The 15,064-nt window shown below is 70.2% G+C and carries 15 protein-coding genes; 10 read left to right on the top strand and 5 right to left on the bottom strand.

Translation table 11 applies throughout. From position 1 onward, the window contains the following. The first annotated feature begins 33 nt into the window (after positions 1 to 33). The 5 genes from KRR26_RS02095 to KRR26_RS02075 are packed head-to-tail and all read left to right on the top strand — an operon-like array spanning position 34 to position 4,866. The gene (locus KRR26_RS02095) at positions 34 to 609 is read left to right on the top strand and encodes a signal protein (RefSeq protein WP_120210338.1); all 576 of its coding nucleotides are present in this window, start codon (positions 34 to 36) and stop codon (positions 607 to 609) included. Between the two features lie 31 nt (positions 610 to 640). Next, a complete protein-coding gene (gene fmt / locus KRR26_RS02090; RefSeq protein WP_120210339.1) occupies positions 641 to 1,576 on the top strand; it encodes a methionyl-tRNA formyltransferase in 936 nt (311 codons plus the stop codon). A 33-nt stretch (positions 1,577 to 1,609) separates the two neighbouring features. After that, a complete protein-coding gene (locus KRR26_RS02085; RefSeq protein ID WP_233577479.1) occupies positions 1,610 to 2,488 on the top strand; it encodes a type II 3-dehydroquinate dehydratase in 879 nt (292 codons plus the stop codon). Then, complete coding sequence (rsmB, locus tag KRR26_RS02080) at positions 2,485 to 3,801, top strand: 16S rRNA (cytosine(967)-C(5))-methyltransferase RsmB (protein WP_120210340.1); 1,317 nt, start codon at positions 2,485 to 2,487, stop codon at positions 3,799 to 3,801. Before KRR26_RS02085 ends, rsmB begins: the two co-directional genes overlap by 4 nt. Positions 3,802 to 3,828: 27 nt before the next feature. Next, entirely contained in the window at positions 3,829 to 4,866 is a 1,038-nt protein-coding gene (locus KRR26_RS02075; RefSeq protein WP_217078990.1) for a YARHG domain-containing protein, read from the top strand. Between the two features lie 48 nt (positions 4,867 to 4,914). Here KRR26_RS02075 and KRR26_RS02070 read toward each other — a convergent pair whose 3' ends face one another. Together KRR26_RS02070 and KRR26_RS02065 are read right to left on the bottom strand one after the other, a co-directional pair. After that, positions 4,915 to 5,814: a LysR family transcriptional regulator gene (locus KRR26_RS02070; protein WP_120210342.1), complete on the bottom strand. Its 900-nt coding sequence runs from the start codon at positions 5,812 to 5,814 to the stop codon at positions 4,915 to 4,917. A gap of 123 nt (positions 5,815 to 5,937) precedes the next feature. Beyond that, positions 5,938 to 6,246 carry a hypothetical protein gene (locus KRR26_RS02065; RefSeq protein ID WP_120210343.1) on the bottom strand — a complete coding sequence of 103 codons (309 nt, stop codon included), beginning with the start codon at positions 6,244 to 6,246 and terminating at the stop codon, positions 5,938 to 5,940. 71 nt (positions 6,247 to 6,317) lie between these two features. Here KRR26_RS02065 and KRR26_RS02060 point away from each other — a divergent pair, with 71 nt between their 5' ends. Further along, complete coding sequence (locus KRR26_RS02060) at positions 6,318 to 7,427, top strand: MJ1255/VC2487 family glycosyltransferase (RefSeq protein WP_217078989.1); 1,110 nt, start codon at positions 6,318 to 6,320, stop codon at positions 7,425 to 7,427. Between the two features lie 12 nt (positions 7,428 to 7,439). Here KRR26_RS02060 and KRR26_RS02055 read toward each other — a convergent pair whose 3' ends face one another. Together KRR26_RS02055 and KRR26_RS02050 are read right to left on the bottom strand one after the other, a co-directional pair. Further along, positions 7,440 to 8,483 (bottom strand): SDR family NAD(P)-dependent oxidoreductase, encoded by a 1,044-nt coding sequence (locus tag KRR26_RS02055; RefSeq protein WP_120210344.1) that lies wholly within the window; start codon positions 8,481 to 8,483, stop codon positions 7,440 to 7,442. A 49-nt stretch (positions 8,484 to 8,532) separates the two neighbouring features. Then, positions 8,533 to 9,006 carry a peroxiredoxin family protein gene (locus KRR26_RS02050; RefSeq protein WP_120210345.1) on the bottom strand — a complete coding sequence of 158 codons (474 nt, stop codon included), beginning with the start codon at positions 9,004 to 9,006 and terminating at the stop codon, positions 8,533 to 8,535. A 164-nt stretch (positions 9,007 to 9,170) separates the two neighbouring features. On the opposite strand from KRR26_RS02050, the gene KRR26_RS02045 reads away from it, so the two are divergent. From KRR26_RS02045 to KRR26_RS02035, 3 genes are all read left to right on the top strand, one after another. Further along, positions 9,171 to 10,295, top strand: coding sequence for an aminotransferase class I/II-fold pyridoxal phosphate-dependent enzyme (locus KRR26_RS02045; protein ID WP_217078988.1), 1,125 nt, complete (start codon positions 9,171 to 9,173; stop codon positions 10,293 to 10,295). Positions 10,296 to 10,456: 161 nt separating this feature from the next. Continuing rightward, on the top strand, positions 10,457 to 11,341 hold the full coding sequence (locus KRR26_RS02040) for a hypothetical protein (RefSeq protein WP_120210347.1): 885 nt from the start codon (positions 10,457 to 10,459) through the stop codon (positions 11,339 to 11,341). A 21-nt stretch (positions 11,342 to 11,362) separates the two neighbouring features. Next, positions 11,363 to 12,799, top strand: a complete 1,437-nt coding sequence (locus KRR26_RS02035; RefSeq protein WP_236068175.1) for a choice-of-anchor X domain-containing protein — start codon at positions 11,363 to 11,365, stop codon at positions 12,797 to 12,799. Positions 12,800 to 12,962: 163 nt separating this feature from the next. On the opposite strand, the gene KRR26_RS02030 is transcribed toward KRR26_RS02035, so the two are convergent. Continuing rightward, positions 12,963 to 13,925 (bottom strand): hypothetical protein, encoded by a 963-nt coding sequence (locus KRR26_RS02030; RefSeq protein ID WP_217078987.1) that lies wholly within the window; start codon positions 13,923 to 13,925, stop codon positions 12,963 to 12,965. Positions 13,926 to 14,304: 379 nt separating this feature from the next. Here KRR26_RS02030 and KRR26_RS02025 point away from each other — a divergent pair, with 379 nt between their 5' ends. After that, complete coding sequence (locus KRR26_RS02025; protein WP_120210349.1) at positions 14,305 to 15,048, top strand: PP2C family protein-serine/threonine phosphatase; 744 nt, start codon at positions 14,305 to 14,307, stop codon at positions 15,046 to 15,048. The last annotated feature ends 16 nt before the right edge of the window (positions 15,049 to 15,064 follow it).

The raw sequence follows: 15,064 nt of genomic DNA, 5'->3' as shown, positions 1-15,064 counted from the left end.
ACCCGAGGTACCTGGGGTACGCTGGTCAACGACATGTCCGAAGCCACTCGCAACGCGGCGCGTCCGGGCATCGCGCGCCGGACGTACCTGCTCGACCGAGAATTTCAGCTCAAGTACATCCTGCTGCTCTCGGGCCTGGGCGCGGTGAGCATGGGTGTCTTTGGGGCGCTCGCCTGGCGCGTGCAGGTGGCCGCCGAGGCGGGGACCTCGGGCGCGGGGACGCTGCTCGCGCTGACCTTGGTGGGCGTGGTGGGGCTGGGCGGCGTGCTGGGCCTGTTTGGATTGCTCTTCACGCATCGGGTCGCGGGCCCCGTGCACGTGATGAGCCTTTACGTGGCGGCACTGGCGGCGGGGCGCTATCCCCGGCTGCGGCCGCTGCGGCGCGGAGACGAGCTGCGCACCTTCTTCGCGCGCTTCTCGGACGCGGTGGACCGCATCCGTCAGCGCGAGGCGGACGAGGCGCACGTGCTGGCGCAGGCGTTGGGCGCGCTGCGGCCCGTGGCGACCACGCCCGAGGCGCGCGCCGCGCTGGAGTCCTTGGAGGCCCTGGAGCTGCGCAAGCGCCAGGCGGTGGAGCCGTCCTCGAGCACCTTGAAGACCGTGGCCTGAGCGGCCGCGGCGACCGGAGATACGCACCATCATGAGTCGACCCCGCATCATCTTCATGGGCACGCCGCAGTTCGCCGTGGCGTCGCTCGAGGCCTGCTTCGAGTTGGGTGACGTGGTGGCGGTCGTCACGCAGCCGGACAAGCCCAAGGGCCGCGGCAACGCGGTGACGGCGCCGCCGGTGAAGGAGCTGGCGCTGTCTCGCGGCGTCCCGGTGCTCCAGCCCACCAAGCTGCGCACGCCGCCGTTCGTCGAGACGCTGCGCCCCTACGCGCCGGACATCTGCGTGGTGACGGCGTACGGCCGCATCCTGCCCAAGGACGTGCTGGATTTGCCCACGCGCGGCTGCGTCAACGTGCACGCGTCGCTCCTGCCGCGCTTCCGGGGCGCCGCGCCCATCCAGTGGGCCGTGGCCCATGGCGACGCCGAGACGGGCGTGGCGCTGATGGTGATGGACGAGGGGCTGGACACCGGGCCGGTGCTGGCCGTGAAGCGGCAGCCCATCGCGCCGGACGAGACGAGCGCCACGCTGCACACGACGCTGTCCCGGCTGGGCGGAGACCTGCTGCGCGAGGCGCTGCCCGCGTACCTCCGAGGCGAGCTGAAGCCCGTGCCCCAGCCCTCGGAGGGCATGGTGCTGGCGCCCCTCATCGACAAGGAGGAGGGGAAGCTGGACTTCACCCGCCCCGCCGTGGTGCTGGAGCGGCGGCTGCGCGCCTTCACGCCGTGGCCGGGGGCCTTCACCACGCTGGGCGGCAAGGTGCTCAAGGTGCACCGCGTGAAGGTGGGCGCGGGGCAGGGCGCTCCCGGCACGGTGCTGGCGGCGGGGCCGGGTGGGGTGGAGGTGGCGACCTCGGAGGGCTCGCTCGTGCTGCTGGAGCTGCAACTCGAAGGCAAGCGGGCGATGGGCGCGGCGGACTTCCTGTCCGGGCACAAGCTGGCGCCGGGCACTCAGCCGTTCGGGCCGTGACGGGGCGCGGACATGTCGAGGAGTGAGACGCGGATGGCGATGACCTTGCTGGTGTTGCTCGGGCCGAACCTCCCCCTCCAGGGCGAGCGGGAGGACGTGGCGGGGGGACGGCTGTCGGACCTGGAGGCGGCGCTGCGCGAGAAGGCCCGGGCGCTGGGCCAGACGCTGAAGGTCGTCCAGTCGAACCACGAGGGCGTGCTGCTCGACACGCTCCACGCCGAGCGCCAGGCCGTGGCGGGCATCGTCATCAACCCCACGAGCCTCGTGGGCTCCTATCCGCTGAAGGAGGCGCTGGAGCTGGTGGGCGTGCCCGCCATCGCGGTGCAGCTCAAGCCCCCGGCGCGCGAGTCCGTGGTCGCCGAGGCGTGCGCGATGGTGGTCGAGGGCTCGCGCGGCTTCGAGCCCTACCTCCAGGCCTTGGAGACGTTCGCGAGCGGCGTCTTCACCCCGACGGGCGCGACGGACGAGGCCGCCGCTGCTCCCTCGGGCAAGACGCTGGGCCGCAAGGCGGGCGCCACGGGGACCAAGGCCCCGCCGGCCCATCCCGCCGACGTGGCGAAGGGCAAGACGCTGGGCCGTAAGGCCGCCACGGAGAGCGCTCCGGTGGGGCCCCGGGCGGGCAAGACGCTCGGGCGCGGGGGGAAGGGCGCCGAGGTGCCGCCGGGCTTCCTGACCCGAGCAGAGGTGCGCCGGAAGATCGCCGACCGGCTGTCGGGCATGCTGAGTGCCGCGGAGCTGGCCACCTGGGCGCGGACGCAGTATCAACAGCTCCAGCGCGGCGCCCCCGCCGAGAGTGGCCACCGCGAGCTGCTGGAGGACGTTCTTCAGAGCCTCACCCTCTCTACGATTGCGGCGACGCGCCTGAGGGATGAGCAACTCGTGGACCTGATGACCCGGCTGGAAGAAGGATGAACGCACGCACCCTGGCGATCTCGGTGCTCGCGCGCGTGCGCGCGACGGACGCGTACCTCAACGTGGTGCTGGACACGCTGCTGTCCGAGTCGCCGCCCAAGGACCCGCGCGACGCCGCCCTCGCGACGGAGCTGTGCTACGGCACCACGCGCCGGCAGATGGCGCTGGACTACGCCATCGCGCGCTTCGCGGACCGCAAGCTGGACGCGCTGGAGGACAAGGTCCTCGCGGCCCTGCGCGTGGGGGCCTACCAGCTCTTCCACACCCGCGTGCCCGCGCGCGCGGCGGTGGCGGAGACGGTGCAGGCCCTCAAGGACGTGGGCCTCTCACGCGCGGCGGGCTTCACCAACGCCATCCTCCGCAAGCTGGCGGAGCTGCCCTCCGCGCCCCTGCCGTCCCAGTCGGACCCCGTGCAGTACCTGTCCGTGCGCGAGAGCCACCCGCGCTGGCTGGTGGAGCGCTGGGTGCGGCAGTTCGGCCGTGAGCGCGCCGAGGCCATGCTGGTGGCCGACAATCAGGCCCCCGCGGTGGTGGTGCGCGCCAACACCTCCAAGGTGACCCGCGACGCGCTGCTGGCCCAGATTCGCGAACAGGGCGTGGAGGCGCGCGCCACGGACATGTCCCCCGTGGGCATCGTGCTGCCGCCCGTGGGCCGCATCGAGGACGTGTATGGCTACGCGGAGGGCCTCTGGCAGGTGCAGGACGAGGCCGCGCAGCTCGTGGGCGTCTATGGCGCCCTCCCCGAGTCCGCCCGCGTGCTGGACGCGTGCGCGGCGCCCGGGGGCAAGGCCTGTCATCAGGCCGAGTCCCACGACGTGGTGGCGGTGGACCTGCACGCCCACAAGCTGCGCAAGATTGAGTCCGAGGCGAAGCGCCTGGGCCTCTTGTCGCGCCTGAAGGCCCACGCGCACGACGCCTCCGAGCCGTTCCCCGAAGCGTGGGGCACGTTCGACGCGGTGATGGTGGACGCGCCGTGCTCGGGTCTGGGCACGCTGCGCCGTCACCCGGAGCTGCGCTACCGCCGGCAGGAGTCGGACGTGGCGCGGCTGGCCACCCTCCAGCGTCGCATCCTGGAGAACTGCCAGGAGGCGGTGCCTCCCGGGGGCCTGCTCGTGTACGCGGTGTGCACCCCCGAGCCGCAGGAGGGGCAGGACCAGGTGGACATGTTCCTGCGCAGCCATCCGGAGTGGACGGCGGAGCCGCCGGTGCTCCCAGGGCTCAAGCTGCCGCTGGCCCAGGCGTGGCTGCGGACCCTGCCCGGCCCCGAGGGATTCGATGGATTCTTCGCCGCGCGTCTGCGCAAGCTCTACTGACCTGTCTTTCCGCGAGAGGCCGTCTCCATGAGTGTCGCGCGCTCCCTCGTCGTGCCCGCGCTGGCGCTGGCGCTTTGGGCCCCGTCCGCGTGGGCTCAGAAGAACAAGCCGGCCCCGGATGCCTATGTGCCGGCGCCCGCGGCCAGCATCCCGGGCTACTCCGAGACGGTGATGCCCTGTGAGATCATCCCGGTGGACACCGCGCCGCGAGTCTCGTGCAAGGGCGAGCTGCTGGAGGGCAAGTCGCTGCGGGAGCTGGCCATCCTGCGCAACACCATCTTCGCCCGCTACGGCTGGGCGGGTTACCGCAAGCCCTGGCTGAAGGAGCACTTCTTCCAGCAGCCGTGGTTCAAGGCCGACCCGAAGTTCTCGTACAAGCGCCTGTCCGACGCGGACCGCAAGAACGTGCACTTCATCGCCGTGCGCGAGCAGTCCTTCTCCGAGCGCGAGCTGCGCTGGATGCAGAACGACGTCTACGCCCGCGCCGGCAAGTCCTGGGATGACGTCTACGAGTGGCACCTCAAGGACGGCCGGCGGGTGAAGGGGTGTGACGAGCCCGAGGCGCCGCTGGACGAGGCGCAGCCTTGTACTGGCCTGAGCTGCCGGATGGACGAGTCGATGGCGTGTCACTACAAGGTCGAGCCCTGGTACCGCCCGGATCCGAAGTACACGGACGCCAAGCTGACGGCGGAGGCGCGCATCGAGCTGGGCCTGCTGAGCCGCGCGCTGGGGGGCTACGCGAGCGACTCGGGCAAGCTGGAGTCCTCGCAGCAGTCGCTGGAGCGGGTGCTGAGCGTCAATGAATTGCGCCAGCTGTCGCTGCGCGACCTGCGCCTCTTGCGCAACACCATCTACGCGCGGCGCGGACGGCCCTTCAAGAGCAAGGTCCTGCAGGCGCACTTCGCGCAGCTGGGTTGGTACAAGCTGGACCCGACGTACACCGACGCGCGGCTGACCGAGAATGATCAGCGCAACGTCAACCTCATCCGCTCGGTGGAGAACGAGTTCGGTGGGCCCCTCAAGGACGAGGATTGGCTCATCGACCCAGCCACCGACGTGGCCTGATAAGGCCACCGCCGCCCCGTGAGGGCGGCACTCAGGACAGCGAAGAAGTCAGTCTTCCACGGGGAGCTGCGCGGCCTGCTTGAAGGCCTCCAGCACCGCCGCGGAGGCGCGATCCAGGTACTTGCCCTTGCGGATGAGCAATCCGATGGGGCGGGACACGGGGCCCTCCGCGAACGGCTTGGCCACCAGGGTGCCCTGCTTGATCTCCGCCTGCGCGGTGGAGACCGGGAGGATGGCCACGCCCAGGCCCATCTCCACGGCCCGCTTGATGGTCTCCACGTTGTCCATCTCCATCACCGGCGTGATGTCGATGTTCTTCTCGCGGAACAGGCGATCCAACGCCTTGCGCGTGGGGGCTTCTCGGTCGAACGCGATGAAGGGCACGCCCGACAACGCCGTGACGCTCACCTTGGCCTTGCTGGCGAAGGCGTGGTTGGGCGCGCACACCACCGCGAGCTTGTCGTCGCGGAACGGGTGGATGTCCACGCCCGCGCGCGGCTGCGGATACGCGACGATGCCAATCTCCGCCGCGCCCAGAATCACGTCGTCGTAGACCTGATCATTGCGCCGGTAGTTCAGGCGCATGTTGACCTTGGGGTGCGTCTTCAAGAGCTGCTTCTGCACCTGGTTCAGCTCGTGCAGACCCACCGAGTAGATGGTGGACACGGTGGTCGCGCCCTGAACCTCGGTGGCCTGCTCCCGAATCTCCTGCTCCACCTCCGCGAAGCGCGCGAGGATCTCCTTGCAGCCGCGGAACAGTCGCTCGCCCGCCGGCGTCGGCGTCACCTGCCGAGCGCTGCGTGACAGCAGCTTCTGCTCGTACCGGTTCTCCAGCGCGCGGATCTGCTGGCTCACCGCGGACTGCGTCACGTGGTTGAGCTGCGCCGCGCGAGAGAACGAGCCGGTCTCCACGACGTCACAGAACATCTTCAGGGATTCGAGCTGCATAAGGCCGTCTCCTACCCTCAAACCTAATGACTGGGCCACAAGTAATTAGTGAACCTTCCTCGCGCTGAAAATCCGACAGCGGGGTGCCTGGCCTGTCCGGCCGTTCAGCACCCGAAGGACGGTTCACGTGGGCGTCACGCTGGATGGGGGTTCATGCGGGGGAAGGGGGGCCCGGCCGCGGGCCAGGACGAAGAGGGCGGCGCCGAGCGCGACGAGCGCTCCGCCACAGAGCGTCTGGAGCCGGCCCAGGTCGCGGGCGGACTCGCTGAGGAGCCGGCACTCGGGAGCGGTGAGGTCCGTGCAGTCGGGCGAGCCGAAGACGCCGTGCACGCCCACCCAGAGCAGGCCCACGCCGCCGAGCATCAGGCCCGCCGCGAGGCCGAAGAGGGCCGCGCGCAGGACACCGGAGACCCTGGAAGTGGCCGGGGGCATGGACGCGCGCGCTATAGCCGGGCGGCGAGGCAAGGGCAACGGGGCAGGTGTCCCGCGTATGCTCCGCGACCATGCGAATCCTGTATGGAGTCGTCGGCGAGGGGATGGGCCATGCGACGCGCTCGCGTGTGCTGCTCGAGGAGCTGACGAAGGAGCACGAGGTCCACATCGTCGTGTCCGGCCGGGCGCAGGACTATCTGGCCAGGCGCTTCCAGAACGTGCACGGCATCTGGGGCCTCACCATTGCCTACGAAGGCAACTCGGTGAAGAAGTGGCAGACGGTGCTGCAGAACCTGTCCGGCGCGGTGAAGGGCTGGCCGCAGAACGTGCGCCAGTACTTCGAACTGGTGGAGGAGTTCCGCCCCGACGTCGTGGTGAGCGACTTCGAGACGTTCAGCTACCTGGTGGCGAAGAACCACCGGCTGCCCGTCATCAGCGTGGACAACATGCAGGTCATCAACCGCTGCAAGCATGACCCCATGCTCCTGGCGGGTCACGAGGACAGCTTCGAGGCGACGCGCGCCATCGTGAAGGCGAAGCTGCCCGGGGCCTTCCACTACCTGGTGACGACGTTCTTCTACCCAGAGCTGCGCAAGCGCCGCACCACGCTGGCGCCCTCCATCCTCCGGCCGGAAATCCTGGCGGCGAAGTCCGAGCCCGGCGAGCACCTGCTCGTGTACCAGACGGCGACCACCAACACGGCGCTGCCGGAGATCCTCAAACAGTCTGGCGTCCCGTGCCGCGTGTATGGTTTGCGGCGCGACCTCACCGGGGACGTGGTGGACGGCAACCTCACCTACCGGCCCTTCAGCGAGGCGGGCTTCATCAACGACCTGCGCACGGCTCGGGCGGTGGTGGCGGGCGGGGGCTACACCCTCATGAGCGAGGCGGTGTACCTGCGCAAGCCCATGCTGAGCCTGCCGGTGGGCGGCCAGTTCGAGCAGGTGCTCAATGCCCTGTACCTGGAGCGGCTGGGCTACGGCATGTATGTGAAAGCCCTCACCGTGGACGCGCTGAATGAGTTCCTCCGCCGCGTGCCGAAGTGCCAGGAGGCGCTCGCTGGCTACGAGCAGGATGGCAACACGCGAATGATTGCCGCCCTGCGCGAGCAGTTGGAGCGCGCTTACGAGCACCGCGGCCACTGGCGCATGGAGATGGCCGAGCTGGACGGCCAGGACTGAGCCGCCCGGTCTTCAGTGGGGGGACGCGCCGGCCTCGTTGTTTCGCTGGGCGGCGCGTCGGCTCAGCCGCGTGAGCCAGGAGCGGGTGAGGCGCGTCTCGCTCTGGCTGCCTTTGAATCGGTCGGGGCTGCTGCCCTGGGGCAGCAAGTGATTGACGGCCTCCAGCACGCGGGCCGTGGCCTGGGGCGAGAGCGCGGAGGCAAGCACCGCCACCTTCGCGGGGAGCCCCAGCCGCACTTCCGCGTCGCCGCGCCGACAGGCCTCGACGATGAGCCGAGCCGCGCGCTCCGCACGAAGCGAGAGGCCCGCGAGCGCGTCGCCCACGGCGAACCAGGCGTACTCGCGCGAGTGGTCTCCCTTGAACGCGGCGTTGCGCGGGCTCCCGGTGCGCATCAGGCCCGGGCACACCGTCGTCACCGCGATGCCATCCTGCGCCAGCTCCGCGCGCAGCGCCTCGGACAGGCCCACCTGGGCGAACTTGCTCGCGCAGTAGGATGCGAGGTGGGGCACCGCCACCTTGCCGCCAATCGAGGCGATGTTGACGATGCGCCCTCGGCCTCGGCGCTTCATGTCGTTGAGCACGGCGAGCGTCGTGTACAGCGATGCCCACAGGTGCGTGTCCAGGGCCTCGCGGAAGTCCTCCAGGGACAGGGACTCCAGCGGGCCCACCTGGATGATGCCCGCGTTGTTCACCAGCACGTCCACCGCGCCGAACCGCTCGTGCACGCGCGACACCATGGCCTCCACTTGGACCTGGTCTCGCACGTCACACGTCACGGCGAGCACCTCGCCCCCGGCGCGCGTGAGCGCCTCGCGCGCCCGCTCCAACGTCGCGGCGTCTCGGCCGCAGAGGGCCACCTTCGCGCCCTCGCGGAGGAACTGGCGCGCGAGCACGAACCCCAGGCCCCGCGTGCCCCCGGTGATGAGCACCGTGCGCCCCTGGAAGTCGAAGCGCAGGCGCGCGGCTCGCCGCAGGCGCAGGAGCCATCCCAGGCCCACCGCGGCCACGGCCACGAGGGCCTGTCGAGAACTGAGCGAGCGACGTCGCGAGGTCATGTCGAACTCCGTCGGAGGCGAGGTGAGGATGCGCCGCCTTCGCGCGAACTCAGGGAGGCGGGGCCGCGGCCGAGCGGTCGTATTGCGTGGAGCGCTCGAGCACGGGCCGGATCTGCTGGAGCGCGGAGGGCCCGATGAAGACGTGACGCAGCCGGCGAGACTCCGCGTCGAACACGAGGAACGTGGGGTGCACGCGGACGTCGTAGGCGCGAGCCATGGAGCCGTCGTCCACCGCGATGGGGTAGCGCAGGCCGTGCTTGCGCGCGAAGGCCTCCACGGCGTTGGTGTCACGCAGCTCGCGGGCGGAGTGGGTGACGTCCACGCCAATGACGCGCAGGCCCCGCGGACCGAACTCCTTCATCCACTGACTCACCGTGTCGAACTGCGCGGCGCAGTCGGCGCAGTCCATGGACCAGAAGTGGAGCAGGACGGGCAGCCCGTCGAGCTCCGAGACATGGACCGGGGCATTCACCCATCCGCCATCCGGGTCGAGCAGCGTGAGGGGGATGTTGAGCGTGGGCATGCGGACTCCGCCGAAAGGGCTTCAGGAGGACGCGACTCAAGCTATGCATGGGGGGCGCAGGCTTCCCGGGCACGTCCACCCGCCGCTCGCCCGTCCGGCCGTCGCCACATCCAAGCAGCCCCTCCCCCGGCGGGAGGGCCGACCCCAAGAGAGCTGGCCGCGTCATGCACATCCCCGACTTCAAGCTGGAGCGATACTTCGCGCGCTGGGAGTTCGCCGCGCCCTACCTGCTGTGCTCGTCGGACATCGAAGGCTGGCGGCAGAAGGACCTGCTGGCGCTCGCGGACGCGGACTCGCTGGCCCGATGGGAAGGCTTGACGCTCGGCTACACCGAGTCCACCGGACTGCCCGCCCTGCGCGAGGCCATCGCCGGGCTCTACCCCGGTCTGTCTCCGGGAGACGTGCTCACCTTCGCCGGCGCGCAAGAGGCGGTCTTCGTCTTGATGAACGTGCTGCTCGGACCGGGCAGCCACGTGGTCGTCACGTGGCCGGGCTATCAGTCCTTGCACGAGGTGGCGCGCGCCACCGGCGCCGAGGTCACCCTGCACGCGCTGCGCGAGGAGGACGGCTGGGCCTTGGACGTCGAGGCGCTGCGCCGCGAGCTGCGCCCGAACACGCGGCTCATCGTCGTCAACTTCCCCCACAACCCCACGGGCGCGCTGCCGGACGCGGCCACGTTCGAGGCGCTGTGCGCGCTCGCGGAGGAGCGCGGCATCTACCTGCTGTCGGATGAGGTCTACCGGCTGCTGGAGTACGAGCCGCGCGACCTGCTGCCCGCCGCCGCTTCGCGCTTCACGCGCGGACTCAGCCTGGGCGTCATGTCCAAGGCGTTCGGCCTCGCGGGGCTGCGCGTCGGCTGGCTTGCGTCCAAGGACGCGGCGCTGCTCCAGCGCTGCATGGCCTACAAGGACTACACGACCATCTGCAACGGCGCCCCCAGCGAGGTGCTCGCGTTGATGGCGCTGCGCGCGAAGGAGCAGGTCCTCGCGCGCAGCCGCGCGTTGCTCACCCGCAACCTCGCGCTGTTGGATGGCTTCTTCGCGCGCCACTCGCAGACCTTCCACTGGGTGCGTCCGCGCGCGGGCAGCGTCGCGTTCCCGCGCCTGCTGGGACGCGAGCCCGTGGCGCGTTTCATCGAGCGGCTCGTCGAGCGCGAGGGCGTCCTGCTCCTGCCGGGCGAGGTGTATGACTTTCCTGGCAACCACTTCCGACTGGGCCTGGGCCGCGACAACCTCCCGGCAGCGCTGGAGCGACTGGAGCGCTTCGTCCAGCAGTCGCCCCGCCCCTGAACCGACGTTTGCCGCACTGCGTCGGTTCTTCCACGGGCAGCAAGTTTTCCCTGTTATCGATTTCTTTGAGCGCGAGACCTAGACTGCGGGCCCCCTTGCCCGGAGGGCAACCGGGCGGATTGTCCTCTCTCCCCCTGAGAGGCTGTGCAGGAGGCACTCGCATGAAGACGCTGTTCGGTGCGGCCGTGGCTGCCGCGATGATGCTCGTGGGCACGGAAGCCGCTGCTACCAACTACACGCTCTGGATTCATGGTCGAAACGGTGGCGGGACTCAGGCCGGCAACTACAACGACTTCAGCTATTGGGGTCCGGCCAGCACGGCAGCGGGTGTGAACAAGAAGGCGGTGAACTGGAACGGCACGCAGCGCGTCGGCAATGAGAACGGCCGCATCCGCGACGCGCTGGACTGCTTCTGCACCGGCGACAACTGGTGCTACATCGCCGCGCACTCGGCGGGAGACCTGCAGATTGGCTACGCGTTGTCGCTCTACGGCGGCTCCACGCGCACGAAGAAGAACGCGTCTCCCAACTCCAGCGGCGTATGCGGCAACCTGGATGGCACCACGCAGACGGGCTGGAACATCCGGTGGGTGGACGTGGCCTCGGGCGCCGGTGGCGGCAGCGAGCTGGCGGACGTGGGCGAGTGGGCGGTGAGCGAGCCGCTGGTGAGCGACCTGGTCACCACCACGGCGCGCGCCATGTACAACCACAACACCACGCGCAACGTGTGGCTCTACATGTTCGCGGCGGCGAAGGGCACGCTCTACTCGGGCATCCTCCCCGGGCAGGATGACGAGGCCGTGGCGTACCACTCGACGGGTGGCGTGTCCGGCAGCTCGGGCGGCTCGTACTGCAACCCGGGTGACTGGTTCTGCGGCGGCACGCTCAACACGGGCACGGCCGCGTGCAGCGATGGCCGCGCCAAGTGGACCAACCACAGCGTGGACTTCCGCGACGACGGCGAGACGGTCAACCACTACGCCAACGGCAACTGGGGTGGCATTGTCTCCAAGGTCCGCGCGGACATGGTGACGTACGCCTACTAGCGCGCGGGCATGAAGGACTCCATGGCTCCCGATGGCACCGTTTCCGCGTCGTCGCGGTCGCGAGGTAGCGGCTGGCGGCTCGTGTTCCTCCCACTGGCGCTCGCAATCCTGGGGGCCGTGGTGTGGTGGAGCCGCGGAGTCGGCGCCGTCGCGGAGTCCGAGTCCTCGCCGCCCGTTGATGCGGCCCCTTTCGCGCAAGACGAGCACCCCTCCCCGGGCGCTCCGACGCGAGGGGGGCCGCCCTCATCGAAGGGGCCCGTGGCGAGCGTGGCCGCGATGAGTCCCGAGGAGCAGGAGCGCGAGGAGCGGCGCGCGCTCTGGGAGACGCGGCTGGAGCGCGCTCAGCGAACGCTGGAGTCCTATGTCGTCGCCACGCGCTATCCCCCCGACTCGCGTCCGAGCCGCGAGCATCCGGACCAGATGGAGCTGCCCGAGCCCGAGCGCACGCGGCGGTTGGTGAGCCGCACCGGTTCGGGGGACAGCGCCTCGGATGTGCAGATGCGGCTCAAGCAGGACAAGGTCTTCGTCGTCGGCGAGGAGTCGGTGCTCTTCAGCGTGGCGTGCGAGGACGAGCGCCACACGCCGCGCCCCTGTGAAGTGGTGTCCGCCGTCGCGCACGAAGCCGAGCATGTGCCGGGCGCGGGCGGCGTGAAGGGTGTGCCGCTCGCGTTCGCGGATGATGGCGCGGAGGGCGATGCGCGGGCGGGCGACGGCATCATCACCGGGCGCTTCCAGCCTTCTCGCCAGGGCTTCCCGCTGTACTCGGGCACGCTGCGCGTGGACGTGCACGTGCGCTCGGGGCAGGTGGAGGACTCCAGCTTCTTCGACATTCTCTACACGCCCGCAGCTCCGGCCACCTTCACCCGCAAGGTGCGCGAGGTGGTCGAGAACGGCTCACTCCAGCTCTATCTCGGCATCCAGGTCCGGAAGGCAGGACGGTATGTCGTGTCGGGGAGACTGGATGACGAGAGCGGTGTGGCCTTTGCCTACGTGTCCTTCAACGAGGAGCTGCCTGAAGGGGCGCACGAGGTGAAGCTGACGGTCTTTGGAAAGCTCATCATCGACGAGGCGCCCACGTTCCCGCTGTTGTTGCGAGACGTGGATGGCTTCTTGCTCAAGGAGTCGGGGGATCCGGATCGCGAGCTGATGGCCACGCTGCGCGGGCCCGTGCACACCACGCGCGAGTATGCCCCTACGGCCTTCTCGCCCGCCGAGTGGCAGAGCGAGGAGCGCACGCGGTACATCAACCGGCTGACCCAGGATGTCGACGAGGCGAAGCAACAGCGCGACTCCACGGGGACGCCATCGCCCGCACCGAAGAAGGAAGCGCCGGCCCAGAAGGACCTCCCCGCGCGGCAGGACTCCGACACGAAGCGCGAGCCCTCTCCGAGGAAAGAAGCCCCGGCTCGCGGAGACACGTCCGAGCCCCAAGGCGCCGATACCCCGCGCAAGCCCTGAGGTCGCCCAGACGCTGCTTCACGGAGCGGATGCCGTGAGGACCGCGGACATCCGTCGCGCGAGGAGGACCCCGCGCAGCCCATCACGCGACTTCATGGCGCGGTGATGGGACGGATGCGCGCGACGCTTCGTTCACAGGACGAGGGCCGCGGGTGCTGATGTCTCAAGGCTCGCGCGTCGTGAGCTCGTCGCCTGCGCCCGTGGACACGGGATGAGAGTTCGCGTCAGGCGGTGTCTCCGCGACCGAGGCGGCGTGGGCCTCTTCCGGCAGGGGTGATGGCATGACGGCCACGGCCTGCTCCGTTGCGGTCTCTGGCGCGGACTCCACCGAGACGGGGGGCTCCATCGGCGCGGCTGCTTCGCGCGCGGCCTCGGCCGCGATGGGCTCGTGCTCGGGCGCGGCCACGTCGGTGGCGGTCGCGAGGAACTCGGACTCCGGCGCGGACACGTCGTTCACGTCCGCGAGGAAGTCGGGCGTCTCGCCGCTCGCATCGAGCGTCCCCCCGGTGTCGAACCCGGAGTCTGCATCGAGGTCGTCGAACCCCAGCTCCATGGGCAGGCTGTCCAGGTCGCTGGTGCCGGGCGGCTCCAGCATGAAGAGCAGATCCTCGGGCTCGTCCACGGTGGGCGTGGAGGTGTCCAGGTTCTGCAGTTCCCAGGCAGCGGCCTCGGGGGACAGGATGTCGAGCGGGTTCAGCTCGCTCGCGAAGGCCTCGCGCGGAGGCATGGCCGAGGGCCGGAAGCTCGGAAGGGGAGAGGGCGTCGCCGTTGAAGGTTGGGGGCTGCCCAGGATCTGCGCGTAGCGAGGACGCGCGGATTCGAAGTCGCTGATTCCCGCCAGCGTTCGCAGCTGCGCGTGCCCCATCAGGTGCGAGGCCGTGGGGGGTGGACCCATGCCGTCTGCGCCTGGGCCCGCGTCCGTCGCGCCCGCCACGTCGTGGCCCTCCAGCAGCGGCGCCACGTCATCCTCGCCGGCCTGGAAGTCGCTGGTGTCGGAGAAGCCGTGGCGGACCGCGGGCACGGGCGCGGGTGGCTCGTGGCGGATGGGGGTCGTGACCTCGTACTCCGCGATGGACCGCGTCGCGGGCGAGGCGATACCGGAGGGCAGTCGGCGGACGGAGCTCATTCGGTCACCTCGATGGCGGCGCGCGGGACGGGCCGCATCGGATTGTCGTCGTGGGCCTGGGGAAGTTGCTAGGCGCGACGCGTGATGGCGCGCCCGGGACCCGGCGTGTGGTGGGAGTGGCGGCCCTGGGTTCGCGACGCGGTGCGAGAAGTGTCGGGTGGTGAACACATGATGGGGGGCAACCCCCACGCATGGGGGCGAGTGTAGACGCCCGAGCGCCGCCATCGTCCGACTCCTGACAGGTGGGGCGCGCGTGTCGGAGGAACGTGGCATCGGTGCGTCTTGGAGGGCAGGAACAGGGACCGTGTCCCCGGGCCGGGGGAAAGAGGTCGGTGGCCTCCCGCTTGCTGGGTGGGAGTGCAACGAGGAGGCAGCAGTCATGCAAATCGACAGCGCGGGACAGACCCATGTCGGCCGGCGGCCCCACAACGAGGATGCCTACTGTGTCCTGCCGGAGCTGGGGCTGTTCGTCGTGGCGGACGGGTTGGGAGGCCAAGAGGGCGGCGAGGTGGCGAGCCGCTGCGTGGTGGACACCTTCGCGGGACTCGGGCTGCGTCTGGAGAAGGACCGAGACGCGACGTGGCCGGACGCGGTGGACCCCCGCAGGAGTCGCGAAGAGAACATGTTGGCCGCGTGCGCCGCGCTGGCTCAACGCAACTTGATTGCACAACGGGTGGGGCGCCTCCGGGAGATGGCCTCCACGGTGGTGGCGCTGGCGGTGGGCGAGCATGGCGCGGCGGTGGTGCACGTCGGAGACAGTCGGTTGTATCGCCTGCGAGACGGGAAGTTGGAGGCCCTCACGCGGGACCACTCGCTCATCGAGGAGCTGCGCGCGGCGGGCATGGAGCCCCCCGGCGGACCCGCGAACCTCCGTCACCTCATCACGCGCGCCCTGGGCACGGACAACGCCGAGCCCACGGTCCAACGGCTGGATGCGCGCACAGGGGACGTGTTCCTGCTCTGCTCGGATGGGCTCTATGAGCCTCTGGGGTTGGATGGGCTGGTGCCGCGCCTCCACGCCGCCACCGCGCAGGAAGCCTGTGATGCGCTGGTGAGCGCGGCCTTCGAGGCGGGCGGACGCGACAACATCACCGCGGTCGTGCTGCGCGTGCCGGAGGCCTGAGACCCAGGGAGGAGGC

This window comes from Citreicoccus inhibens (genome assembly GCF_019039035.1).
GTDB lineage: Bacteria > Myxococcota > Myxococcia > Myxococcales > Myxococcaceae > Citreicoccus > Citreicoccus inhibens.
This window is presented reverse-complemented; position numbering and strand designations above follow the sequence as displayed.

Excerpts from the sequence above, each read along its gene's own strand:
- KRR26_RS02095 (WP_120210338.1), top strand. The coding sequence starts at position 34 with ATGTCCGAAGCCACTCGCAACGCGGCGCGTCCGGGCATCGCGCGCCGG.
- fmt (WP_120210339.1), top strand. The coding sequence starts at position 641 with ATGAGTCGACCCCGCATCATCTTCATGGGCACGCCGCAGTTCGCCGTG.
- KRR26_RS02085 (WP_233577479.1), top strand. The coding sequence starts at position 1,610 with ATGGCGATGACCTTGCTGGTGTTGCTCGGGCCGAACCTCCCCCTCCAG.
- rsmB (WP_120210340.1), top strand. The coding sequence starts at position 2,485 with ATGAACGCACGCACCCTGGCGATCTCGGTGCTCGCGCGCGTGCGCGCG.
- KRR26_RS02075 (WP_217078990.1), top strand. The coding sequence starts at position 3,829 with ATGAGTGTCGCGCGCTCCCTCGTCGTGCCCGCGCTGGCGCTGGCGCTT.
- KRR26_RS02070 (WP_120210342.1), bottom strand. The coding sequence starts at position 5,814 with ATGCAGCTCGAATCCCTGAAGATGTTCTGTGACGTCGTGGAGACCGGC.
- KRR26_RS02065 (WP_120210343.1), bottom strand. The coding sequence starts at position 6,246 with ATGCCCCCGGCCACTTCCAGGGTCTCCGGTGTCCTGCGCGCGGCCCTC.
- KRR26_RS02060 (WP_217078989.1), top strand. The coding sequence starts at position 6,318 with ATGCGAATCCTGTATGGAGTCGTCGGCGAGGGGATGGGCCATGCGACG.
- KRR26_RS02055 (WP_120210344.1), bottom strand. The coding sequence starts at position 8,483 with ATGACCTCGCGACGTCGCTCGCTCAGTTCTCGACAGGCCCTCGTGGCC.
- KRR26_RS02050 (WP_120210345.1), bottom strand. The coding sequence starts at position 9,006 with ATGCCCACGCTCAACATCCCCCTCACGCTGCTCGACCCGGATGGCGGA.
- KRR26_RS02045 (WP_217078988.1), top strand. The coding sequence starts at position 9,171 with ATGCACATCCCCGACTTCAAGCTGGAGCGATACTTCGCGCGCTGGGAG.
- KRR26_RS02040 (WP_120210347.1), top strand. The coding sequence starts at position 10,457 with ATGAAGACGCTGTTCGGTGCGGCCGTGGCTGCCGCGATGATGCTCGTG.
- KRR26_RS02035 (WP_236068175.1), top strand. The coding sequence starts at position 11,363 with ATGGCTCCCGATGGCACCGTTTCCGCGTCGTCGCGGTCGCGAGGTAGC.
- KRR26_RS02030 (WP_217078987.1), bottom strand. The coding sequence starts at position 13,925 with ATGAGCTCCGTCCGCCGACTGCCCTCCGGTATCGCCTCGCCCGCGACG.
- KRR26_RS02025 (WP_120210349.1), top strand. The coding sequence starts at position 14,305 with ATGCAAATCGACAGCGCGGGACAGACCCATGTCGGCCGGCGGCCCCAC.